This is a genomic window from Photobacterium sp. R1 (genome assembly GCF_054600795.1).
Genome location: NZ_BAAHZP010000009.1, coordinates 190,000 through 215,665 on the forward strand (window position 1 = coordinate 190,000; position 25,666 = coordinate 215,665).

Sequence of the window (25,666 nt, forward strand, 5' to 3'; positions counted from 1 at the left end):
ATTTATCACCCTCAAACCTCCGCGACAAATGGTTTTCTCCCTGAAAAGGTATCTCATCGGTAAAAGACGGAAAAAATAAAACTTGAACTGCACCGCCAATAACGCACAGCCGGATGTCATTTCAATTTTCTGTATGGTTAAAATCACTTTTTCAACTGTCGATCTACCGGTGAAAATTTGACGGTCAGAACAAAGCAATTCGGACTTTTGGAAGCCACATCCGTTTTGAACATCACCGGTGAATCACAATCTTTCGCTGATCACATTGCTGCCCCTGACAGGCAGTAATGACGACTTCGCCACTATAATCCGCCAATAACAGTTGCTGCTGTTCGTACGGCTGATGATTAATATACCAAAGCACTTCGGACGCCGGCTTATTGCTTTCCAGCTTCAGTTGCCGGATTTGTGAGCGGTAATAATGCTGACCGTTCTTGATCGACTGAATTGCAATTTCCAGTTCCGGATGTCCCTGGCTGATAATTTTCCGCTGCTGATGCCAGATGCTGAGCGATTCCGGCCAGTGATCATGACGAACAAAGTCGCCATCACTTTCCAGTGTGGGTGGCGTGAGCCCGTTTCGGGTAAAGGCATATTTCTGATTAAAACAGTCTTCATCGGCCGTTGCCGACTTTGCCCGTCCGCCCGGCCAGCAAATAAGTTTGCGGATGACGGTCTCCGGCTGTTCAACCCGTCGTTTCTCTTCCGGTAACTGATCAAACACATCAAACATCACCGGCGCCGCGCGGGTTGCCCCCAGATACCCCACCACAGGCGTTGCATCTGGTCGGCCGACCCAGACAGCCACGGTATAGCCGGGGCTGACACCCACAGACCAGAAATCACGATAACCGTAGCTGGTACCGGTTTTCCATGCGATTTCGCGACGCACGCGGGGCACTACCCGATCAGATGCGCTGATGCTGCTGAGCATGTGAAACACCATCCAGCTGCTTTCTTTGCTCAGCAACTGCGCCTCGTTCGCAACAGGAACTGCCTGCGCTCCGTCCTTCACCACTCGCAGCGGGGAAACCTGACCGGACATTGCCAGCGAGCGGTACATGGACGCCAGCGTCATCAGATTTGTTCCTGTCCCGCCCAGACCTACCGTCAGATTCGCTTTTTCATGGTCAAGCTGAATTCCGGCTTGTTTCATCTGCGCATCAAACACGTCCGGACCGAGTGCGTTAAACACCTGAATCAGAGGAATATTCAGAGACTGTTTCAATGCCTCACTGACACTGACCGCTCCCTGAAACCGGCCATTCAGGTTCTGTGGTTTGTAGTCATAAAACGTAAAAGGAATATCACTCAGTAAACTTTCGGTATGAATGATGCCGCGATCGATAGCCATGCCATAGATAAACGGTTTCAGGGTTGATCCCGGTGAACGGACCGCCTGTGTCATGTCGACGTGAGCGAACCGGCTGTCATCCTGAAAATCGACCGAACCCTGATAAGCCAGAATCTCAGCTGTCTGGTTGTCTACCACCAATACGGCTGCTGACGAGTGTACCGGCAAATCACGTTTGACTTTGACCAGCAATCGGGCCACTCGTTGCTGAATCGTGTCATTGATCGTGGTGGTGATGACATGCTGATCCGGGTAAGTCTGTTTCAACGTCCTGCTCAGCAGGGGAGCCAGCTGAACCCGGTCAGACTGCCGCAGTTCAACCGGTTCCTGGGAAAGATATTGAAATGCCTGTGCTTTGAGCAGCCCACTGTCATGAAGACGCGACAGGACTTTATTTCGCATCGCTTTTGCGACTTCCGGATAGCGATCCGGACGATACCGCGACGGCTTTTGCGGCAACACGACCAACAGCGCCGCTTCATTTTTCGTTAAGTGTCTGGCTGAGGTTGTGAAGTAACGATCAGCTGCCGCTTCTACACCCGCGATGTTGCCGCCAAACGGTGCCAGGTTCAGATAAAGCGTCAGAATCTCATCTTTGCTGTAATACCATTCCAGCTGAAGGGCGCGCCAGAGTTGTTTGAATTTGCCGGCGACCGAACGTTCATGCGGGTCGAGCAAACGGGCCACCTGCATCGTCAGGGTAGATCCGCCAGAAACGACATGCCCGTGGATCAGCCACTGAAACGCAGCCCGGAGAATTGAAAACGGATTAAATCCCGGATGATGGTAAAACCAGCGATCCTCATAGTTCAGCAGCGCCTCAATATAAAAAGGATCGACTTCAGGTAAGGTGACGTTGTAACGATGGACGCCCTGGCGATCACCGAAAGAGCGAAGCACTTCACCTTCCCTGCTGACAACCACAGTTGCCGGACCATCCGGATATAAAGGCGGAAGCGGGAACACGCTGTTCAGTGTCCACGCCATCAAAATCAGAAAGGCGCTCATCCCTGCCGCCAATTTCAGCAGGGATGAGCGTGTCGTGAACGGCAATTTCATGGATTCGTTATCGTCTCAGAGATTGCCATTATTGCTCGACCGTAACGGTTTGCGGTGTCTGCCAGTACGCCAGATGTTTTTCCGGACGGTACATGGACTCAATAAACACAGGCGGCACAGCAAACGTCCCCGGAACTTCCGCGCGCAGCACGTAGCCGTACTGATAAGTCTGTTTTTTATACATCTGACCAGACAGAACAAACCGGTCGTTGCGATATTCCTGATGGTCTGGTGTTTCGAGTTTCACTTTCTCCGGCAGCATCCGTTCAATTGGCAGCCCCTGATTCAGTGCCGGGTTTTCCAGCACGAAGCCAGCCGGAATCTTGTCCACCAGCAGCGCATCATTGATCTGTTCCTGCAAAATAACGGTCAGAACGACCACGACCCGGTCACCCACTTTCACTTTGTTCGACGCCAGTGGCTGCCCATTCGGTTGATACCACTGACGCGTGACTCTCTCAGCGTTCAGGGTATTGAAGCGACTCGCCTGATTGGCAATCGTGCGATCCAGTTTCTGATAACCTTCCGCCATGACTTTGACATAAACCGGTGACTGATCCAGATTGCGAATCACCAGATCGGATGTCAGGGGCTGGCTGAATGTTCCCTTGTGACTGACCGACTGATCATTGAAAGCCAGGTTGAACACTTGCTCACGGTTTGCAGCACTTGCCAGTACAGACGCCTGAACCAGCGCAGAGCGTTCCTGCGTGCTCATCCAGCGTGTCTGTGACAAACCAATCAAACGTTCCAGGTTTTTGGCCTGAAGTTCCAGTGCTTCACGCTTCACTGATTTATCTTTCGACATTTCTTCAAGAATCAGCACAGACTTGGCAACATCACGCAGATCAGAACCGTAATCACCGTAGTAACGGTATTCCCGGCTGAAACGGCCGATATCATCCAGCATGTCTTCAGCTTCATCACTCGCACCCACATTGGCATAACTGGCGGCCAGTTGCAGGTAGCTGAGCTGAGTCGGCAGGCCCGACAGCTTCATCTTATCCAGATCACTCCATTTCAGCTTACCCTGCTTGCTGGTCAGGTAAGCGGCATAGGCACGGGCTACTTTGGCAGACTGGCTGTCATAAGCCAGATCACTGGTCAGTGAATCGTTCCGGACATAAACCAGCAGACGGTTATTCGCCCGGTTCAGCATGGATTCCGGCACAACCCCTTTAAAACGCTGTTCCGCCGTATTCAGGAAATCGGCCACGTACGCCGTCAGCCATGGGTTTTCATGGCCGCTGCTGTCCCACAGCGAGAAACCGCCATTGGCTTTCTGCATGGTTTTCAGACGCTGAACGGCTTTTTCAACCACACGTTTGTCTGCTTCATCCGGCGAGATGCTTTCGGCATGACTGATGCGGTCAGACTGGTGCACTTTGGCTTTAAAGCGATTCAGCTCCGGCGCGTCCATCAGGAACGGCCAGGCTTTACTGGTGGTCTGCTCGGCACAGCCATACGGGTAACGGAACAGACCGCGTGCATGTTCTTCCGGGTTCAGCACAGGCGTCCGGCTGAAATAAGCCTGACCCATACTGTTTTGCACCACATCCATTCCTGACCATAAGCCCTCGCTGGCTTTGTATTCTTTCCCTTTCTGCAGCAGAACCGACTGCACCTGAGTGACCCATGGCATCACAGGACGGACCGGTACTTCCCAGGAACGATCGATATCAATCTCATCATTCTTCACGGTCAGTGCCAGTTGGGCACGTTCAGTCAATATGGCATCCGACACGCGGAAACTGAAGCTCTGGCTCCAGTGCGCGCCGTGTTTGAGGGTGACCGGCTCAGGCGTCAGTTGTCCCTGTGCAGCCAGTGTTTCACTCAGGTTCAGCGCAACATTCAGTGTCTGCGGGTGACCACTCACGTTGTGCAGATCAACCGTTACCGTCGAGATATCACCCGGCACCAGGAAGCGGGGCACACTGAGCTCAGCGACCACCGGCGCACTGACCGGTTTATCCAGAACCGTCTGACCCACCTGAGCGCCATTGAAGGCTGTGGCAATCACCTGAACTTCGCCGTTGTAATCCGGGATCACCATGTCAACCACAGCTTTCCCCTGCACCACTTTCACCGGCTTGCTCATCAAAATGACAGTTTTGCTTTCAACCAGCCCGTCATTCTTGTTGTCCGCTTTTTTATTGGCATCACTACCGAAACGGGACTGCGCAAACGGATTCGGGCGCGGATCGTACATCCGTGAGTACATATCAACGACATCTGCACTGTAACGGCGCTGACCGAAGAAATAACTATGCGGATCAACCGGCTCGAAACGACTCAGGTTGATGATCCCTTTGTCCACCATCGACAGAGTCACCCAGGTCTCACCGCTCTGCTTCGGATCCAGATGTTCAATCGTAACCGGCACAGAAAGTGTCTCAGACGGCTTAATCAAATCCGGTAAAGTCAGCGAAACCGTCAGCTTGCGATCAGTCCGATCCAGTTTCAGCGGACGAATTCCAAAGTAACGTTTCGGCGTCTGACCATCATTCCCGGTTAAGGTCGTGGTGAGGTAAATATCATGACGGGCCAGGGAGGCATCCAGTGGTACCGGAATTGTCACTTCACCGGCCTGCACCGGATAGCTTTCAGACCATACCAGCTGATCCGTTTCCAGCGTGACCAGCAAATTGCCGTTTACCGGCGCAGTAATGGTGACATTGGCCTGCTCACCAGCCAGGTAAGCCGCTTTGTCCGTGTTGATTGCCAGATGATCAGGCTTCGCTTTGATCTGCTCATTGCCGTCATACCAGCCGGCATAGAATGAATAGGTCGACGAAACACCCGTGGCGGTATCTTTCACCGTCAGGCGGTAATCACCCCAGCGGGTCGGGAAGACCATGGGCTCCGGATTCTGACCCACTTGAATCGTCTGAGTTGACATCCGTTTCCAGCGATCCTGCTTTTTGCGCTCCCAGCCAATCCCGTCTTCATAGATCCAGTAATAAGGACCCTGATCGTAATCCATGGTGACTTCAAGCTGACCTTTGATCAGCGACTGGCCGTCAGCACTCAGCAACGCGATTTGGAACAACGCATCGCTGTTATACGGCACACTCACGAACTCAGGTTTGATCCCGGGAACAGGCGTGTTTTTCCATGAGACATACTTCAGTTTGCGCTGCACCGCGGCACCGCCGGATTCCAGCAGACTGAAGTTGGCAACCACTTTCACCGGGCTTTTGAGTTTCTCCGGTGCAGGCGTCGGTAACTTCACCAGCAGACGGCCTTCGTCAGATAAAGTCTGCTCTTCCAGCTGTGCGTAATCCGTATCCAGTGTGAAGGATTCACCGACGACGAAATCGGAATATTTACCCGGTATGGTCTGAACCGGCTGATACGTGACCGCCGCTTTCAGGCGGTTGCCGGCAGCCGGGCTTCCGAACAGATAGCGTCCGTTCAGATTCACATCATTTGTCTGTCCGGCAAATACAAACTCAGCCGGAGAATCAAAAGTCAGATCCATCCGCTCAGGGACAAATTCCTCTAACTGGAAAGCCAGCTCACTGATTGGTGCTTTCGCCGTCGGATCCAACCGGACTTCCACACGATAGCGTCCGGTTTTCCAGTTCAGCTCGGTTTCCAGCTGGCGGAAATAATAGCCACCCGCCTGTGGTTCCAGCTGCTCTTTCAGAATTTCTTCGTTCCATGGATTCATCACCGTCAGCGTAATCGGCCGATCGGCCAGCTGGCGGCCATCCATATCCCGTAACAGGATATTCAGCGGCAGGCTTTCACCCGGTTTCACCAAATCGCGGTTACTGTAAATGTATGCTTCTGCAGACTGAAATTTACGTCCGCCGACCTGACTTTCAGCCAAATCCAGCGGCGCTTCACGTAGCGGCAGAATCGCCATTTCTTCTTTTTCAATGCCCGCATCGTTGGTGCTTTTCACCCGGGCAATCACAATGTCTTCCCGTTCCGTTTTCATCTCGAACGTGGCGACACCGTGCTGATTAACCGGCTGACGTTCGATCCGTTTATTATCCCGGTAAATCTCAACCACGCCCTGAGTAACAGCGTCACCTGTAGACAAGCGTGCCAGCGAGAATGATGCCTGATGCTGATGAATTCGTGCCTGAATGCCCACGTCCGTCAGCAACATATGCTTGGCTTTCACTTTGTAAAACATACCCGGCGCTTTCACGACCACGACATACCACCCTGAAGGCAATGAATGCGGGATGGGTAACCTTGCCGGTGTCTGGACGTCCTTTTCGCTGGGCGGCAATGTATAGCGGTCGGAAAATACACTCTGGAACGCATGGTTCATGTGGTCCAGGTCGTAACTGGACATTTTGTCCTGAATATAATGACGGTTGAGCAGCTGACCCGGCTCCGTCACCTTCAGAATTTCGACATCCACATGTTTCAGGTTAATAAAGTTAATCGGAATCGACTGATCGTCAGACTGCGGGACTAAAGGTCCGCTGCCAACAAACAAAACATCCGGTGCCTGCTGCTTATTTTCAGCAATACTGAGCGCAGAAAAGAAAGAACAAAACAGTAGAAGCGATATTTGCCTCCACCGGTTCAAGTTACGCGATATAAACATAAAAAGTCCCAGCCGTCCTTACTGACGAGAGTTAACGGGGTGAATAACCCGGTAAGAAATAAAAATATATAATTTCCTGAAAGTTGAGAACTACAATAAAAACCCTGAATTGGCAGAACCAGAATCAACTGAAATTGCATCGGTCTCACCATGACTGGGCAATCTCACTTGATACAGAAACAGGTTCAGTCAATGAAAGAAAGCATGCGTATGCCGCACACTTTCTTCGCCATTAAATCAGATGCAAGATCGCCATTTCAGACGGGTTTGATTGACCAGATGATCCAGCTCCGGCAACGCAATATTGGCTTTCGGGTGAATATCATGAAAAAGAATAATCCCCTTTCGCCACAACAACATGAGTGTGGTCACCCGATCACTCACCTGTTTTGCACTCATCTTGCCGTTCCAGTCCTGACTGTCGATATTCCACAAATAAACCGGATGGCCCTGCTCACGGAGCCATGCTGAAATTTCCGCAGTCCGCATGCCATAAGGCGGACGAAAACCTTTTTGCGTATTCAGCGAAGAAAACGGCGCCAAAGCCTGAACCGTTTTTTCAACTGACGATTTCGACCAGCTCAGATCTTTATGAGCGCGATGGCGCCAGCCATGCGAACCCAGGCATTGATTCTGATAAAGCGCTTTATTTTTGGCCTCAGCTAACTTATGACCCAAAACAAAAAAAGTCGCGTGAATTTCTTTTTCCGTAAGCTGTGTGATCAACTGTTTTGTCCGGGTCGGATGCGGACCATCGTCAAATGTCAGCAGAAACTCGCCATCCGCGTAATTTTCCCCCGTCAGCTCACTCTGATCATAAGTCAGAATTTCACTGCTGATTCGCGGAAACAAGGCTGCCAGCCTGACCTGCTCAAATAAATAATACTGATAAAACTGCGCACTGGCTTTCAGCCACTGGCTGTTCAATGTTGGCAGACGCTCGTCAGCCAGCTCCAGTAACGTTTCCCAGCGATCAATGCCGGTCTGCCCGGTTGCATTCCCGTAGCCTTGCATTAGCTGACGCTGCGTTTTTTCACGCCATTGTGCCACTGAAGCAGAATTCACCTGCTTCAGCCCGGTAAAGGTCTGAATCTCCTCTTCCGAGCCCAGAGGCACAGTATTCATCATACTTGCGAACTGCAAAATTTCTGCGGCAGAAGCACGGTCAAATGCCTCTCGTGAATCAATAGCTTCCGGCCACAACGCTCTGTCGATGGTGGCGACTTTTGCCGGGCCTGCAGCCAGCACCTGTCCGGACCAGAGACAGAGTAAAAACAGTAACCTGATGATTTTCATGGTTTATCCGAAATAGAAGAAAACGCCTGACGCTGCAGGCGTTTTAAGACGAGCCATCATTGAATGTGCAGTTTCTCTTTCATCCGTGAAATTCCCTTCTGATAAGCAGAATGTTCACGCAGACGCTGTGCCGCTTCAAAATTTTCCAGCGCACTTTGCCATTCAGAAGACGCTTCGTAGATGCGGCCGATGTTGTAATATGAGCTGGCCTTAATGCGGTCTGCACGATTACCGGAAGCCAGTTCAATTGCTTTACGGTTCGCCCATAACGCTTCGGCACGGCGGTCCAGTTTCGGATAAGTCACGCCCAGGTTGCTGTATGCCTGACTGAAATCAGGATAAAGGTTCACTGCATCCTGGAAATGGTACATGGCCGCCAGATAATCTTTATTCTGATAAGCTTTTTCACCAGCCGTGTTCATTCGTTTCGCTTGCGCAATCATGGTGTCCGTGATCATGCTGTGCGATTCAAAAGAATCAGCATTCAGAATCCCTGCGAGATGATTATTAAGATCCGCAGTGCGCGTCAGCGACAGGTATTGGTTGATATCATGGAAAGCACCGTTGCCGTCAATACCAAAAACAACCCAGCTGTTTGCCTTCACATCATTTCGGACTTTATAGCTTCTGATATGTGTCTTCCCGACATACACATCAACCCGGGCATTACTGGCCGACAGCGCTCTCGATTGCTGACGCTCACCATTCGAATAATCCCGGACCATATAGACATAACGCTCACCCTGCTTCTTTTTCACCACAGTAATGGTTTCAGGGCCATACGACGTAGTGTCATCCACATCCAGATGCGTTTGATCGCCTTCTTTACTTGAGAAGAACACATGGTTATCAGGAAACACCATGTGTGAATCCAGATCTGACGGCGAGCTACCCCAGGTCAGCACAACGCGTAATCCGTCAAGGTTCGGCATTTCCGGTGACAATGCATAGGTGAATCCTTCACACGGGCACTTTACAACCAGCGTCGAATATCCTTCTTTTTCGATCAGCATGGTGGTATCCGGATCATCTTTAAACTGAGTGAAACCGGCTGTGCCTTTCGCGTCCGTATTCACTTTGACCGAACTCTCTCCCGTCCGCTGCCAGGTGACGGTGGCATCCGGAATGGTTTTTCCTTTCACCACGGCGCTGAGCACCTGAATTTCGCCGGCATTCGCCATGGACGACATCAATCCCACACAAGCTGTCAAGCATGAAGCTTTTAGCCAAGAACGTTGAAACATCGTTATTATTCCTTTTTGTTAACTGTTACCCTAATGGCGACATAACGATACCAATACTTAAGAGGTTGCTCATCTATTCATTGAGTATTACTCATTTCAATGCATACATCGTTTTTTGAGCGCTTCATAAGACTTCCGGTTCATCATTTTTTGCGTCAGCTCAGATTTCCCCTGATTTTTGGTGTAGTCATAGGTAACATGTTCAACCCAAGCGCCCTTTTCGAGCACTTGCACTTCTTGATGTGTCTCATCAGTTTTGTAAAACCCACAAACCAGCTGGCGTTTGGCATTCACGACTATGCCATTGATTTCCCAGTCTGCCGCTTCCGAAAACAACTGTTCTGCCGGATGATATAAAAAGATTTCAGACATCTGATTCGCGCCAGGATCATCATCAATCACCAAATCCTGATAGCCGTCAAAATTGATATCGACAAATCGGTAGCTATAATCCAGGTATTCAACATCATGAGTTGCCTGTATCGTTTGCACATCATCGTTCACGAACACAATGTCCATGTATTCATGATAAATATTGACTTCTTCGACCAGAGTTTCTGTACTGACTTTTACTTTCGCATCGATCAATGTTGAGAAAATCATCATTGAGAGAAAAGCAGCAATTCTGTATTTCATCTGACTCATCCACACTTACCTGCATTGGGCTTCAAAAAGAGTTTGCCGGTGATGCTTCACCCGCAACTGATGCGTTCGGGTATCCAGAGCATATTCATAATTACCCCGCTGAAATGAAAGCTCAGCCTCCGATTGAACCGGATAAGTCTGCTTCAGGCTGAGTTCACGTTGTCCCGATTTCGCAAAGTTATAGGTCAGCTGTGCCGCATTGTTGTCAAAGCACACACTGGCAACACGCTGACGACCGATATCGCAAATATAAAAATAACGCTCTGAGGCTGAACATCCGGTGTAAAATTCATGACCAATCCGGTCGATAAGTGAATAACCAGCTTCATCGTAAAGTTGTGACGGTGAGAATTGATTCAGGCTCAGGCGCAACCCAAATATCTCAGAGAGCAAGACAATATCGGCGGCGGATCGGATCTTTGTCCTATCCATCTCAAACGGCTTTCTGACTTTGGTTTCCGTCACTTCAGTGAAAGGCGGGAAATGCAATTTCTGAAACGATGCTTCAGCAACAACCTCTATCGCTCCGGATGTGTCAATGTAATACACGATGCCCTGGTTTCCCCGATCGCTCGTTACGATAACTTTGAGCAGCGATTCACTGTCGCGGTATACAAAATCTGACGTCTTACTGCCGCAGCCATGTCCCCACCACTGTTCAAGGATCCGTTGATCATGATGCTTCACCTGAATGGCACAGTAAGGCTCAAAGCCCTCTTTAGAACTTTGCAGACTGACTTCAAATGCCATTACACTGCCGGATACAAACATCAGCACAAAGCTCAACATTCTCATGATCTGGTGAACACCCACGACGCCTCTCAAAACTCACACCGATACAAGTCATGGCGACCAGTTTCCTTGCTGGCATAAGCGTCATCCAAACCATTCAGTTCCTGATGCATATAGCCATTCCGGGACACACTCCAAAAGCCATACCAGGTCACCGCATACTGTGATTCATTCCGCTTCTCAAGTGCCATCACCGGATGTTCTGTTGAAAAGTCATCCCAATGCAATTGCATACCACCCAGTCCCAAATCATCCGGCTGAATCAGATAAACCAGCGTTTGGTCCTCATGCGTTGACAGATGGGCTTGGATATAAATCTGATTCGACAGCACTTCAACAATGCGCTGACCATCCTGCTTTGTGAAAATTTTAAAGTTGCTGAATTCTTCACAAGGTGCATTTTGCAGATAATCCGGTAAGTCGCCCGCGTGAACCACAGATGCACACAGCAAATTGACTACACAAAAGAATATAATTTTCACTAAATACACCTTTTAAAAAATCAACCAATTCCGCGTAGTCAGGAACCAACTGAGTACCAACAGAGACACATTTTGAGCTTCATTGGTTCTATCCAATAGACATGAAAATGTCTCTCATTTCATTTCCAATCACTGTTATTCATTTCCATTGGTCATATCCCACATACTGAGTCCCATTAAATTTCATGATCTGCGTTTCAGTTCGCTCAGAATAAAAATTATCCAGATGCAACTCACCACTCTTCTTTTTTTGAATTTTTGAATTCACCTTGATGTCACGAAATCCATTTGTCATCGTGTTTTCAATGCCCAATATAATTTTTGTCGCTTCAATCCATACCGGTTTATTCTGAACAGAATCGCCAGGATAACCATCTTTGAATACCCAATAAGACATTGAAAAGTGGGCAAGTACTGGCTTTAACTTATCCTGTTCACGAACAAATAAGGTTAAATAATCATTCCAACCACCTTCTGCATATCTGGATGAATGACCAATTGCCAGCCTGACCCCAAAAGCTCTTGTTGCTTTATTCAAATGATATCTGGCTGTATCTAACCAAATTTGATCTTCTTCAATTCTGATCCCACCTTCATCATTACTAAAAAAACTCTCATAGTCAGCAATAACACTTTTTTTGTTCTCGATGAGAATGACCCGCCAGAGAAACATATCCCCGTATTCACCAGAACCATCTCTCATCATATAAGAGGATAACGTAAGGTTTGGCTGGTTCGGGAGTGTCTTGCATGCTAACGATGAAAAATCGGTCCGGGTACTTTGAGAATTTTTATGCTGTACATAATCAGCCTGAATTACCAACAGCGTCGCTTCATCACATGACTGCTGAGCTTGAGCTGAAGTTTGAAAACTAACCACTGAAAAAGCAAAGAGTATAAAGACTGGAATAATCATATTTGCGAAAAAATTATCATTCATTTCAAACACTCAAAATTTATTATCATTCATACCTTCAAGTTTCATTTTTCTCAATTAATTACATGCTTCAATTTCAAAATCAATCGCAACCAGATCCGAGCCATACTTTCTTAGCAGCATAGATTTTTGTTTTGAGTAAGTGCCAATTTTCGAACCATCAGTAAAACAAACAAAATAACCTTGTTTGTTTTTCTTGATCACATCAAAACGATAAACCCATTGCTCATCTTCCATAGTAATACTACTGCCAGAAAATTCAGGTTTTGGTACATAATCGAAATCAGGCAATTTCCTTTCTTGCGCGGTCTGTTTTGGCATGAGCGAACTTCTGAATGACGTCACATCCAGATTTTGATAAATGTCATTTAAGTCTGAAACCTCAATACTCAATGCCGGAGCAGCACTCGTTAAGGCGAGACTGAAAGCAAGCATTTTCATGTTTATTGTCCCTCTGTATACAATAAAAAATCAGTTTTACAGATTGAGCTCTACGTCATAGAACCTTTGTTTTTTCATACATTCATCCATGTCCTCATTCAGATAAGACTGCATAAAACGGCAGTTTTTAACTGAATAAGATTTCCACAATATGTTCTGATCAGCTTCTGTTCCGGGAATAGCTTTGAGTTTGTACAAGTACATCGTAAGCGAGTTCTGTGTACTTAGATGCAAGATACTGCAACTCTAACAGCCTCGCTTCCGTCACTTCTGCTTTGCATCGATAGATCATCCATTTTGCGGATGGATCCAACTCAGGAACTTCCAGATCATCACCAAAATAAGGATGGTGATCACAAACATTTTTTTGTAGAGAACCCAGGACCGCTGAACATCTCTCAGTAGACTGTATTCGTCTTCACTCAATTGCGCCTTCAGGTCCCGATAAATCAAATTCAGTGCTTTATCTTTGGCCTCATATTTCTTGTAATCGTGAAGGTAACTGCCGTGAATACTGTCTTGCCAGTCTGGCTTTTGCGCCTGTACCATGAAAGAACCGCAAAGGGTCATGAGCATGAACAGCAATGGCATCAAGAAATAAATGCCAGCAGATTGTGTTGTCATATCACCGTACTCTGTCGTTCTGTTCAATCGAACCGGTTTACCTGCTGACATTCAGCCAGGAAAGATTCTGCCGCAAATTGATACATCAGCGTCAGGCGCGACTTAGTAAACCTAAGCGACCAAACTGATACACAAGTTAAGGTTGCACTTATAAATTGAGTTCAAGTTAGGAAAGGAGATACGAATGAAATAATTAAGTTGGATCAGACTTAATTTCGAAAAATTTCAAATTTAAACATCACTAACAGTATGTTGACCGCTGGAGATTTTTGATAATTATCATGTAAAAAAGTATGATCATTTTCCCGTTGACTCACATTGAATTTCTTCCCGCTCCAAATGAATCCTACACTTCTGTTCAGCCCAAGGCGCTGCAACAAGGAAAAATAGATTTGCTCCGTCGAAACTTATCCGTGTCGGATAAATCGTTGGATAGTTTTTCTCTAAATTCAATTGACTAGGAACCATTTGACAATATCGTTTATTACTATCCTTATTTTTTTTGTAAACCGTGATACAGGGATCATCCTTTCTAATATAAACACTCCCTTTATCTTTAGAGTTAGGACGAGTCTACCACTTCTGATAATAACGATATTGACTGATGTCATCCGCATGAACTTGCACTGATGCCAATAAGAATAGGGAATAAGAACATATCAATATGAATTTCATACTTTAAAACCAACTCCGCTCAGAAGAGTCACATCTTCACAAGAATATTTCATTATAAAAATAATCCCCCAAAACATAAATCCACTCTCAATACAATGAATTGAATTTTCATTTATAAAAATCACCATTAAATTTCAAAAGACGATTTTCAATTGTTACTTTCAATTTATTATCTAGGACTTCTTCTCGACCGTTTTCAATTTCATCTTCATTTTTAATCATCAAATCATAAAATCCATTTGTTTTTGATTCTTGCACTTCAATATAAGAGTTTATGATTTGTTTTATTACTCTTCGATCTTTAAAACAAGAATTTCCTTTCAAAATAAACCAATTTTGCATTGGATAATCAATCAGCACCCTATTTATATTATCATGATCATTAACAAATAAGCTTAAATATTTATTTCGTCCAGCCGTTGAACATGGAGCTGTATATCCAACATTCAATATTACTCCGAATGCTTTGACGTGATCATTTATATAATAATCTTGTGTATCTAAAAAAACAGGGGCATCACCTACCTCTATCTCAGCTTCTTCATTAATAAATCCCGTATAGGAAGATTCAACGCTTTGTTCGTTTTTAATAAGCAAAACTCGCCAATGATATGAATTATTTTTTTTATATTTTTCACTTAGCTGAAAATATGAGGCTAAAGTATAATCAGGATTGTCAGAATATTTTTTACAGGAATATGCCTTTAATTCATCATTTTTATGATCTCCATCATTTGAATGAAATGCATCCTTTTTCATCAAGCTTATTATTGAACCTGAACAATGCTGCGTATCATTCGCAAGTGATAAATGACTTGAAAAAATAGTAAAAAAAACAATACCTAACTTAATCAACACTTATCTCCTAACTTCCTGTATAGCTATCATTTTTTATCTTTTGAGCCACCGATATTTTCGTAATTACCATCAAAAAATGAAAATGTTCCTTGCGGAATAAAATACTGATCCCCATTAAATTTTATGACTTTATTGACTCTTTTAGTTTCAAATTTTTCATCATTGTATTTATAATGAGTCATTTCCTCAATTTTATTTGATATCCTTATATCTCTGAATCCATTCGAATTAGACTTCAATAAATGTAGAACTGTTTTCACAGTTCTTTCTTTAATCACACCTTCATAATCACTACAATGGTCTCCCTCCGCTAGATACCAGAAGTAAGTTGGCATATTTTTAAGTACAGGTTTCAGTTTTTCTCCATCCTGTACAAACAAATTTAGAAAATCATTAGCTAGAAAATTTGCACAGCGCGGAGCCGTACCAATATTTAGACGAACACCCAATGCTCGAGTATTTTCGTCCAAATAATATCTCGCTGTATCCAGGTTAATACTTGTACTTTTTATCTCAGTATCACCACCTTCAACGATGACATCATTGTAACTCGAAGTAACTCGCCATAATGAGTTATCAATCAATAAAACACGCCATAGATAACTCTGGTAATCTTCAGTGGTACTTTTACTTTTTATGTATGAAGCAAATACTTGGTTTTCATTCTGTGGGTGTTTCTTACACTGAATCGATTTTACGTCACCTTGAAACTCAGCATCGTTTCCCTGTTGATATTTCTGGATGATACTCAGATCGCTCTCAAGGCAACCAGTCTCAGGTGCACCAAATGACTTCATGCTGAAGATGAACAAGGACGAAACGAATATGATTTTCACGAAGTTCATGCATCCTTACGTATCATCAGAGTACGAAAATATGAATATAACATCTAAAATTTAATCAACTTAATCTCAGGTGTTTTCTAATTAAAAAACCAGCAACCTATTGATCACTGGTGATTTTTACAATATTCATGCGAGAAATGAATGATTATTTTCCCGTTGGCTCACACTGAATCTCTTCCCGCCCCAAATGAATCTTACATTTCTGTTCAGCCCAAGGTGCTGCCACAAGAAAAAATAGATTAGCTCCATCAAAATTTATCCGTGCTGGATAAATGGTAGGATAGCTTTTCTCTAAGTTTAATTGACTAGGTTCCATTTGACAATATCGTTTTTTACTGTCCTTTTTTTTATTATAAACTGTAATACAAGGATCATCATTTCTAATATAGACACTCCCATTGTCCTTAGAGTTTGGACGAGTTTTCCACTTCTGATAATATCGATAATTACTGACATCATCCGCAAGAGCATCAAGTGAAAACATTAACATCAATATATATATAAATTTCATTGCAAATAATCCCTCCTAGCAGTAAACCTATCATTTGCTACCCCAAAATCAATTTCCCAAAAATTACTATCATCCATAACCTCATAAAAATGTGAACCTGAACCAGATTTCCCTTCAGTTAAGTCATTATAAATAGCTGGAATAATTTTCTCCCTTGAGTTTCCTCTTAAATCTGATAACCCAGTATAATGCCCCACATAGATCAAATCCACTATTACCTCTCTCACTGCCTGTGACAAATCACCCCAATTCAAATCATTACCATTAATATAGGCATCCCTTACGGATTTTTTAGTTGTTATCCTTTCAGCATCAGACTCATAGTCTGAATATATTGTAGAAAATAATTTATTTTGAAACTTTCTCGTTATAACCTGCTCACTCTTTGGAACTTTACTATCCAGTGTAAGATAATAATTATAAGCTGGCTGTTTTGTTTTACCCGCACCACCTACGAGCCAGTCATATAATTTCTTTGAAATATTCTTACACTCCAGTTGAACCGTATCCAAAATATTTTTTACTTCTGCCTCTGTTCTGCTTCCAATGTCAAATCCTTTTCCTAAGGTAATTCCTGAGTTATCTATAACAACTCCATTATTATTCGGAACATGAGGTACACGAGTAAAAAACACGTCTCCTGGCGTATCATTTCCTTCAGAGTCAAATGTCAATTGTCCACGCGTGACGGTAAACCACTTTTCATTCATTTCATCATCTAGCAATGACGTTACACCCAACGGCCAAAAATGCCACACCTGCGGCTGAATCTGCAACTTCTCGGCATCTAACTTCTGAATCCATGCTGTCTGCTCAATTCGCTCTTTCTCGTGATCAGTAAATTTATCATACAGTGACATGATTTTGTCACGATATGGCGACTCACGAAAAGTTTCTTCGGTCAGGAAGTAACGGATGACATGTTGTTCAAACAGCTCTCGCCCCTTTTCCAATACGTCGTTAACCCAAGAATCTTCCACCTGCTCTTCAAAGTGCCACTCACTCGGGTGCTTGGCGATCACTTTTTCCAACTTGTTTGTTGCAGCCTGATAAAAAGCAACCAACTCATTTTCAGAAATCTTACCGTCACCATCTGTATCAATTCCTATCGCACGTCGAACATCACAAAAAAAGATATTTGATGGCTCCATGATACCATTGCTGTCACTTCCATCAATCACCTGAAAGCCATGCTCTTCCTGACCACCAGACAACGCCTTCAGGAAATAAGGTGGGGGTGGATCGTTCGAAAACACTTCTAGATGAACACGATATTCCTGATCGATATTCCCCTGAGCATTTTTCAGATATTCATATTTTCCCAGATAGCCCAGATGCTCTTCTGCGGCAATCTTGAACGGGATTTCCGGGATCTGAACGGTGCCATCAACAATAATCGGCAAGCTCGCTTCCGCTCCGTTCTTGGTGTGCCATGGGGGCAACTTCTTGGTCAGAACATTAGCTATCTGAGGTATATAATTTTCTGCCGTGTTTTCTGTGTATTTATTTACAGCCAGCCAGACTTCCTGACCAAGCTTCCGATCTGCTGCCGACTGGCTGTTCACACGCACGTTTTCCTGTGATATATCATTCTCACTAAACTGACCCACTTGAACAATTTTACACTTCAGAAAATCCCAATCAGTCGATCTAACTTTCTTTTTTGTCGTTGCTCTTCGGGTCGGATCCAGTAATTGAATCACTGTACCAATTGGCATGAGCTGTGACGGTTCGAAATCTGCCGTGGCCGGGTTACCCCGGACAGACCACGTTTGCGTTAGCTGAATATATTGAATTTCACTCACACTCTCCGCTGCCGTGATCGAATCCTGAATCTCTTTCTGAGATTGCAGATGCATGTACAGAGAATAGAAGGTGTATTTCTCATCTTCTTTATCCGGATTCTGGAAGCTGTGACGCAGCAGACAGAAATTATTGCTGTAGCTGGACGTGGTATCCAGATATTGCGTGGTCGGATATTCCTCCGCCATACGATAGGCCACCAGCTCACCGTCGGCCATCGCCTGGACCGGCTGAAAATGCTGTGCCCAAAAGGCAATACGATTGTTGATGTGAAGACCACCGTGCCAGCCACGGCCTTTACTGATAATGTACCGGCCGCTGGTCTGTCCGTTGAGCAGCACTTTCAGCGCAGCCAGATCTTCGAATGGTTTGCCGTCGACCTGGCAAATCGGGAATGCAGTTTTCATGTGTTTACTACCTTAGTCTGAATACACATCGAAGAACGGAAGCAGGCTTTCCTGTCCGGTGGTTGCTGTAGTGAAGACCACAGCGGTCACCTGGCCGACCGTGGAACTGTAACCGGAAACCTGAGTACTTGTCACAATACTTTCTTCAGCATTTTCAGTGAGCTGCATCAGGGTCTCACTTAAAGATGAAAAGTATTGCGTGGTGATATCCGGCAACAGTCGGTTCAGAGTTTTTAAACCTTCTTCATATCGGGCAATCCCATCAACAATGACAGTCCGGTGATCGTATTCCGCCTGAAGTTTCATGAAAGCCAGATACTCTTTGATGCCACTGACAAAAGTATCGATGTACTGATTAAATGTCTGAGCGACTGCGTCCCAGTCCATATTTCGGATATATTCAATACTGTTTCCGGTGCCGTGATAACGCACGCCGCCCAGCAAAAATGCCGCAGGCAGGAGATCATCGGGTGCAAACATGGCGTCCAGGATATGACCCTGCGGATGGCACAAAGGAGCCAGGCTGTGTATCAGCGGCACATAATGGTCAACCGTATCGGGATCGCGCTGAATCCAGTCCATGGCCGAAACAAAGCATTCCGCAAACACTTTATGCTGGTGTTCCGTGGCAAAGTAAGCAGCACTGAACTGACTTTCGAATCGGACCAGAGATTCAAAGTCCGGGTCAGAACAGGTTTCAGACAGCAGAACGCCCCAGTCATTTCGAACCCCGCTGCGTTCCTGCCAGTAAGGCACGCGGTTACCCGCCACTGCTGAGAAGTAAGTGAACATGTCCGGGTATGGCTTTTCTGTGGTGTTTTCTGGCAAATCTTCATACGGCTGGTAAGGATCCTGCGACTCCTGAATGTTGAAGATACACAGTGTCTCTTCCAGACCACTCACCACCGCCTGGCCACTGGCATTCAGAGTACCGCTTCCCAGTTCAGCCCCGCCTTCATCTGTGACTGTAAATGGCGCATTCGCCAATGGCGCGCCCGTCGGATAACGACAACTCAGCGTGACATCGAACGTTGAGGCTTCATCCGGCGGCACCACGACACTGGCCTGTGACACCCCGGCCAAGCACATGGTGTTGGCTTTGTTCATGGTCATCATATCGGACAAACGAGTGACACCTTCGCCTTCGAATTTCACCGTTGCCGACGCTGTAACAAAAGCCGCTTCGCCCTGAATCACCCCGGAGACAATCCCTTTTTTATCACCGCCTTCGTCACCGGTGCTGGTTGAAAACTTACTGGGCTTGATGGCAATGCTGTTACCGCCATCCATGGTGATGGTTTTCGTACCATCGACCAGATCGGCCGACTTCGCCATATTTGAGTAAGGAATCGGGACCACAGGCGGCCCACACTGCGTCTTGCACACATCTGGAATATCGGCGTTCGCAACACCATCCGAACCTTGATGGACAATGCTCAAGCCATCTGCACTCACCGTTATTGGCATCCCTAATCCTCACTCTGTTGATTTTTAAGGCCATTTTATCAACAAGGTGCGATTGCTTTCTCACTGGATTATCAGTGATTCAGCCACATCAGACTGTCATTTTAACGGTTTAACTTAAAATGTGAGCTGTGTTCCGTTTTTTACAAATTTGTTTCACGAAACACTTTCAGAAAAGGAAAAATTTTATCTGTTATATATGCAATGCTGAGCTATTCTTTTTGGTGTGTATTCAAGGTCATGGAAGATGCAGTGTATGTTGTTATGCCACCACACATTTTTAATAATTGACGACAGCAGTATATCCATCGCACTCATGCGCTCCATGTTAACCAATGCAGGCGTCTCCAACGCCAATATTCACACCACCACAGACAGCCTGAAAGCCCTCAGAATGCTGAGAATAAACCGGTACGATGTCGTTCTGTGTGATTATAATTTGCAGCATCATATTGACGGGGGCCTGATTTTTGACGAGATCAAACACAATCACCTGCTTCCGCCAAGCAGTGTTTTTATCTGTGTAACCGGGGATAACAGTCAGGAAGTGGTCACACATTTTCTGGAACTCGAACCCGATGATTATCTGATTAAGCCATTTCGCTTTCACGATTTCATTTCCCGGATCGAGTATGTTCTGGAACGAAAAATGGCTTTGAACCCTTTACTGACAGCCGTTGAGCAAAAACACTATGCGGAGGCCATCACACTGGGGACTGACCTCACGCATCAGTATCCGAAATACAAAGGCTATGTCGGCCGGATTCACGGCGATTGCCTGTTACGTTTACAGCGCCATCAAGAAGCCAAAGATTTTTATCAGAAGGCATGTCAGGAAACCCAGCATGTCTGGCCCATGATAGGCTTTGGCAACGCCCTTCAGGGATTAGGGGAACTCAAACAAGCAGAAGAAGTATTTCAGGACATCCTGCTGAAACATCCCCATCACCCCAAAGCCAAACAGTGCCTGGCCAACTGTCTGATCCGCAAAGAAGAACTGCCTCAGGCACTGCAGCACTTTTTACAGCTGCACAAAATTAACCCTGCCAACCCGGTCCGTGAACTGATCATTGCGAACCTGTATGCCACTCAGCAGGAGCATGAAAATGCGGCTTCCGGCTATCAGCGTTTTACCGATAAAGTCCGCGATACCAGTTTGTACAGTTATGGCGTAGACGTGAATACATCCATTTCCTTGCTGTTAGCCAGTATCTATACCAAGGATGTGCAGCATCGTTCAAAACTGGTGAATGATGCACGTAATGCGTTAGTTCGCCTGAATCAAAAAGCCAGTAAAGAAGACAAGAATCTGGCCAATCACCCCAGTTTACTGGTCGGTCTGGCCATCCTGGCCTGTTTACGCGGGGAAATTCAGAACTGTTACAGCATCGCGAATCAGATTGGAACGGAGCACGAACAAACTGATGACTTTTACACCGCACTGAATCTTGCCCGTATGTACGGTTTTTGCGGCATGCCCGATATGTATGAGATGTCCATGGCTACCGCCCGTCAAATTTGTGGCCGGGCTGAAGATGAAGGACTGATGCTCAGCCAGATTGAATTGCTGAATGGTTTTAAAGATGAAATTTATCAGCGACTGAAATTAGGGAGTACATTAGTCAAGCAGGCACAACAATACCGCCAGCAAAATCTGGCCAATAAAGCCCTCAAAAAAGCATACCGTGCTTTTTTCATTGTGCCATTTCATCATGAGCTCTGCTTTTTGCTGCTGGAACTCACCGGACTGGCAACACCTTCCTGGTTACAACCCGAAGCAATCACCGAAATTTTAAAATCCTGCTACTGGGTTTACTGCAATGACAAACGACCCACCGTACAACAAAAACGCCGTGCGCTGGACTTTTACAGACTGGCGATGATACGGCTTGAATGAGATTAGATTGACTCTGCAGCACTCGTTGCGCACTGAAATTAAACTAACTTGCACATTGTTCGTACGAGTGATAATCAAAAACAAATATAATTTTCTCGCCATATAAAAAACGATGACACATAATATGTCGGTTATTTTTTAGTGTTATTCACTCCAATTTTTATCATTTAGTCACATTAATTCACAGAGGCGAAAATGAAACGCTCACTTCTTGCATCACTCCTATTTCTTTTTTCAGTCAACGCCAGTGCTGAAATTGAAACAGGGCCACGTATAGCAACACTATATCCGACAGGGTTTTATCATGATGCTGGCGACGGTTTATACATCGAATTTCAGCCGGGCTCACTGCCTGGATGCAATCAGGATAAAGGCGCAAGACTATCCAAACAAAATCCGAACTATAAAGAGTTATATTCTCTGCTCCTCACGATGATGGCAACCAAAAACTTTCAGGGAAACTTAAGGTTTGAGCAAACAGAAAATACCGGCTGGTGGAAATGCTCCATCAAAGGTATTTTCGCTTTCCCAAAGTCATAACATCCAAGAAAAATCAATAATTCAATTTTTTTGAAGGATTTATTTATGAAAATAATCCCCATAATTTCTCTGCTTACTAGTGTGTTATTCAGCCAGAGTGTGATGGCCAGAACTGACTGCCCTGCCGCTCCAATCCAAAATATTCAGATTGAAGGAAGTATCGTCCTTTATCAGCAAAGTGGTATCTGGCGACGTTTAGGTGTACTGACCGATGTGGGCACCAAAGAAAGATATTCCGCACTGCTTTCCGCGCAAATGGCCGGGAAGAATGTGATGATTGCTTATCCTGCCGATAACTACAATTGCAACGCCACAAACTACAAAGATTCAGCGTTCATCGTACGGACATATAATTAAATTTAATGTCTTTCAATACTCAGGAGAGCCAAATCGATGATCATAAAACGATTTGGTTCTCCATTCAGCATGCATCACACCAAAAGTCTTTTGCCCTTCACGGAACCCGGCGTCAGATAAGACATAGGACAATTCGTTGAAAATTATTGCAGAAATAGAAATCACTCCTGAAACTCATGCAGCGATTCAATTGCTCAGAAACGCTGCATTTCAGGATCATCAGGTTAATCGTTCCTACTTCAAACAACTGCCACATTCCCGGATGCTTACTTATTCTGGTGAACAACTCATCGGGCACATGGGACTGGATTATCGTGTCATCCGGGTTGGCGATGCTGTCTTGAAAATACTGGGCGTCATTGACTTCTGCGTCAGTGAACATGCCCGTGGACAAGGCATCGGTTCATCCATGTTAGCGACCTTGTCTGCGTAAGCAAAAACCAGAGATGTGGATTTCCTGATGCTGATGTCTGAACACACCCATTTTTACTGCCGGCATGGCTTTCAGCAGGTCACCGCACATCACAGCTGGCTCAGACTCCATGAACATCAAAACTACGAGATCGGTTTTGAGCCCCTGAATGAACTCTTAATACAGCCTGTCAGCGGTCTGGAATGGCCATCCGGCCATATTGACTGGCTGGGATATATGTTTTGAGCCACAATCAACATCGATACAGCATTCTCTATACTGGTCTGCCGAATATCACTGACAGTAGCTGCAATCTCACTGTATAAAAGCTATGCTCAGGACAGCAAAATATCTGTCTGATGCAAAACCTTCAGCATTGTATCAAAGCCATTTGCTCATGGTTCTTTATTGGATATCGCAGGAAAGGAGTCCGATGTATATTCCCAAAAACATGCTCATGCATGACAAAACTGCTGTCTCAGCATTTATCTCAGAGCACAACTTCGGTTTGCTCGTATCATCAAACTTGGATGCAACACACCTTCCTTTTGTATTTGAGGACAAAGAGGCGGAAATGGGCGTTCTGTATGGTCATTTTGCGAAAGCGAATGATCACTGGAAAACACTGGAAAACGAACGGGTGCTGATCGTATTCAGCGGACCTCATGCTTATATTTCCCCAACCTGGTATCATCATACCCCCGCGGTCCCTACATGGAATTACGCTGCGGTGCATTGTTATGGCACGATTCAGTTATTAGATGATGCTCAAACGGAGCAACTACTGCAGGTGATGATCGCCAGACATGAGCCTGAGTTAGATGCAAACAGAGACATCATACCTGATGAATTTCAAAACAAACTGAGACAGGCAATTGTTGGCTTTAAAATTGTGATTGATGACATTCAGGCGAAAGAGAAACTGGGCCAGCACCGGAAAAAAGAAGATCAGCAAGGTGTTTACCTGGCGCTGAGTGAAAGCAAAAAACCTGAAGCAAATGCTTTAGCCAGCTATATGGAAAAAGGAAACGTTGGGCTTGGTAATTCGTAATGTTTCATTCTGAACATCTCCATATTCAGAAACCAGACTGAGGCATTGTTCACCGGGCTGGCGAGTACCTGATATTCAGCTCAGAACTGCTCGACAACACCGACGAGCGGATGTATTCATTTGAGGAAGACAGTGATTTTCAAGTGTATCTTGTCCCTTCCCAGAACGAAGGCTGGGCCGCCCCTCTTGAGGTCAAAATGAATACACAGTATCAACAAAGAAATACATCGCAGGAAGGCATTCTTCTTCCTGAGCAGATTAACAACATAAAGAGAAATAAAAATGAAAAAACTATGCTTGTTCCTGATGAGTCTGATGATGTTCGGATGTACAGGGATTACACAATATCGCCATCAAATCTCAGAAAATGATGGAACGATACACTTATATCGGGTTGAAGAGCTGAATGCTGCGGGCATGAACGCGATTTTCTATGTCGATGATCAGAGTATCTTAAAACTGGGTACAAGCCATTATGCAGAGGTGCCAATCAGTCCGGGAAAACATACGATATCTGTCAAAGCGGATTCAACCACGCAAAAAAATGACTTATGAGCTCATTGTTGAGCCAAATCAGCAGTATTATTTCATGGTGAAGGCGAACCCAGACAGACTGGGTCCTCAGATGCTTATTCCGTTCATTGAAATTGTCTCAATTCCCGGATTTCTTCTGATCAAACGTGATAAAGCCACATATTTACAAGAAAGTACTCACTTTCAACCCGAAACCATTGTACTAACAAATTTGGACAGCTTAGCGGTGCAATAAACTGCAATTTCTGAGCTGAACAAATCTTTCAACAGGAAGTGTCGTACACCATGGAAAACATCAAAATACTGGCTTTGTCCGGAAGTTTGCGGAAAACCTCATATAACACCACGGCAATCACAGCACTCCAACGGCTGGCACCAAGTCATGTTGACATCATGATAGGTTCTATCAGCGAGTTGCCGCTGTTTAACCCGGATCGTGAAGATGAACACATCCCGGCCTTAGAAGCGCTGAACAAAGCTTTGAGTGTTGCGGATGGCCTGATTATCGCAAGTCCTGAATATGCGCATGGCATCAGCGGCCCGATGAAAAACGCGCTCGATTGGCTGGTCAGCGGCGTGTCCTTTCCCTATAAGCCAATCATGCTGGTGAATACATCACCCCGGGCACAACATGCACAGCAAGCGTTAAAGGAAGTGCTTGCCACCATGTCGGGTGATGTGATTGAAAAAGCGAGCGTTTCAGTCCCTTTATTAGGCACCGAACTCGATGCCGATGGTGTGATGGAAAACGAGGAAATTACCAGCCAACTAAAAGCCGGTCTTGAGGTCTTTTGTGGGGCGATTCATCTGAAAAAACAACATCACAACGTCATCTAAATTGCCTTCCTCAGCAGGGCGACATCACGAA

The 25,666-nt window shown here is 45.5% G+C and carries 21 protein-coding genes and 1 pseudogene; 7 read left to right on the top strand and 15 right to left on the bottom strand.

The window, feature by feature from the left end; all coding sequences use genetic code 11:
• Window positions 1-232: 232 nt before the first annotated feature.
• The 15 genes from pbpC to ACYP03_RS16290 all read right to left on the bottom strand — a co-directional run bounded on the left by pbpC (window position 233) and on the right by ACYP03_RS16290 (window position 20,010).
• Window positions 233-2,413, bottom strand: a complete 2,181-nt coding sequence (pbpC, locus tag ACYP03_RS16220; RefSeq protein ID WP_459781019.1) for a penicillin-binding protein 1C — start codon at window positions 2,411-2,413, stop codon at window positions 233-235.
• 28 nt (window positions 2,414-2,441) lie between these two features.
• Entirely contained in the window at window positions 2,442-6,983 is a 4,542-nt protein-coding gene (locus ACYP03_RS16225; RefSeq protein WP_459781021.1) for an alpha-2-macroglobulin family protein, read from the bottom strand.
• A gap of 237 nt (window positions 6,984-7,220) precedes the next feature.
• The gene (locus tag ACYP03_RS16230) at window positions 7,221-8,279 is read right to left on the bottom strand and encodes a polysaccharide deacetylase family protein (RefSeq protein WP_459781023.1); all 1,059 of its coding nucleotides are present in this window, start codon (window positions 8,277-8,279) and stop codon (window positions 7,221-7,223) included.
• A 56-nt stretch (window positions 8,280-8,335) separates the two neighbouring features.
• Entirely contained in the window at window positions 8,336-9,460 is a 1,125-nt protein-coding gene (locus ACYP03_RS16235; protein WP_459781025.1) for a tetratricopeptide repeat protein, read from the bottom strand.
• Window positions 9,461-9,619: 159 nt separating this feature from the next.
• The gene (locus ACYP03_RS16240) at window positions 9,620-10,159 is read right to left on the bottom strand and encodes an XAC2610-related protein (RefSeq protein WP_248142046.1); all 540 of its coding nucleotides are present in this window, start codon (window positions 10,157-10,159) and stop codon (window positions 9,620-9,622) included.
• Window positions 10,160-10,174: 15 nt separating this feature from the next.
• A complete protein-coding gene (locus tag ACYP03_RS16245; RefSeq protein WP_459781027.1) occupies window positions 10,175-10,963 on the bottom strand; it encodes a hypothetical protein in 789 nt (262 codons plus the stop codon).
• 26 nt (window positions 10,964-10,989) lie between these two features.
• Window positions 10,990-11,442 carry a hypothetical protein gene (locus tag ACYP03_RS16250; protein ID WP_459781029.1) on the bottom strand — a complete coding sequence of 151 codons (453 nt, stop codon included), beginning with the start codon at window positions 11,440-11,442 and terminating at the stop codon, window positions 10,990-10,992.
• Window positions 11,443-11,581: 139 nt separating this feature from the next.
• Window positions 11,582-12,382 carry a PA3715 family protein gene (locus ACYP03_RS16255; RefSeq protein WP_459781031.1) on the bottom strand — a complete coding sequence of 267 codons (801 nt, stop codon included), beginning with the start codon at window positions 12,380-12,382 and terminating at the stop codon, window positions 11,582-11,584.
• A 54-nt stretch (window positions 12,383-12,436) separates the two neighbouring features.
• A complete protein-coding gene (locus ACYP03_RS16260; protein WP_330960244.1) occupies window positions 12,437-12,820 on the bottom strand; it encodes a hypothetical protein in 384 nt (127 codons plus the stop codon).
• 288 nt (window positions 12,821-13,108) lie between these two features.
• The gene (locus tag ACYP03_RS16265) at window positions 13,109-13,444 is read right to left on the bottom strand and encodes a lysozyme inhibitor LprI family protein (protein ID WP_459781034.1); all 336 of its coding nucleotides are present in this window, start codon (window positions 13,442-13,444) and stop codon (window positions 13,109-13,111) included.
• A gap of 783 nt (window positions 13,445-14,227) precedes the next feature.
• Window positions 14,228-14,974: a PA3715 family protein gene (locus ACYP03_RS16270; RefSeq protein WP_459781036.1), complete on the bottom strand. Its 747-nt coding sequence runs from the start codon at window positions 14,972-14,974 to the stop codon at window positions 14,228-14,230.
• Between the two features lie 29 nt (window positions 14,975-15,003).
• Entirely contained in the window at window positions 15,004-15,813 is an 810-nt protein-coding gene (locus ACYP03_RS16275; protein WP_248142039.1) for a PA3715 family protein, read from the bottom strand.
• A 154-nt stretch (window positions 15,814-15,967) separates the two neighbouring features.
• Window positions 15,968-16,333: a hypothetical protein gene (locus tag ACYP03_RS16280; RefSeq protein ID WP_248142038.1), complete on the bottom strand. Its 366-nt coding sequence runs from the start codon at window positions 16,331-16,333 to the stop codon at window positions 15,968-15,970.
• Window positions 16,330-18,543 (bottom strand): pesticin C-terminus-like muramidase, encoded by a 2,214-nt coding sequence (locus ACYP03_RS16285; RefSeq protein WP_459781038.1) that lies wholly within the window; start codon window positions 18,541-18,543, stop codon window positions 16,330-16,332. Before ACYP03_RS16285 ends, ACYP03_RS16280 begins: the two co-directional genes overlap by 4 nt.
• Before the next feature lie 12 nt (window positions 18,544-18,555).
• Entirely contained in the window at window positions 18,556-20,010 is a 1,455-nt protein-coding gene (locus ACYP03_RS16290) for a DUF4150 domain-containing protein (RefSeq protein ID WP_459781040.1), read from the bottom strand.
• A 253-nt stretch (window positions 20,011-20,263) separates the two neighbouring features.
• On the opposite strand from ACYP03_RS16290, the gene ACYP03_RS16295 reads away from it, so the two are divergent.
• From ACYP03_RS16295 to ACYP03_RS16325, 7 genes and pseudogenes are all read left to right on the top strand, one after another.
• Window positions 20,264-21,904, top strand: coding sequence for a response regulator (locus tag ACYP03_RS16295; protein ID WP_459781078.1), 1,641 nt, complete (start codon window positions 20,264-20,266; stop codon window positions 21,902-21,904).
• Window positions 21,905-22,099: 195 nt separating this feature from the next.
• A complete protein-coding gene (locus ACYP03_RS16300; protein WP_248142034.1) occupies window positions 22,100-22,444 on the top strand; it encodes a hypothetical protein in 345 nt (114 codons plus the stop codon).
• A gap of 45 nt (window positions 22,445-22,489) precedes the next feature.
• Window positions 22,490-22,801, top strand: coding sequence for a hypothetical protein (locus tag ACYP03_RS16305; RefSeq protein ID WP_459781042.1), 312 nt, complete (start codon window positions 22,490-22,492; stop codon window positions 22,799-22,801).
• Window positions 22,802-22,937: 136 nt separating this feature from the next.
• A pseudogene (locus tag ACYP03_RS16310) lies at window positions 22,938-23,459 on the top strand (GNAT family N-acetyltransferase).
• Between the two features lie 187 nt (window positions 23,460-23,646).
• The gene (locus ACYP03_RS16315) at window positions 23,647-24,264 is read left to right on the top strand and encodes an FMN-binding negative transcriptional regulator (protein ID WP_459781043.1); all 618 of its coding nucleotides are present in this window, start codon (window positions 23,647-23,649) and stop codon (window positions 24,262-24,264) included.
• A gap of 110 nt (window positions 24,265-24,374) precedes the next feature.
• The gene (locus tag ACYP03_RS16320; RefSeq protein ID WP_459781044.1) at window positions 24,375-24,635 is read left to right on the top strand and encodes a hypothetical protein; all 261 of its coding nucleotides are present in this window, start codon (window positions 24,375-24,377) and stop codon (window positions 24,633-24,635) included.
• A gap of 448 nt (window positions 24,636-25,083) precedes the next feature.
• Window positions 25,084-25,635, top strand: coding sequence for an NADPH-dependent FMN reductase (locus ACYP03_RS16325; RefSeq protein ID WP_248142029.1), 552 nt, complete (start codon window positions 25,084-25,086; stop codon window positions 25,633-25,635).
• The last annotated feature ends 31 nt before the right edge of the window (window positions 25,636-25,666 follow it).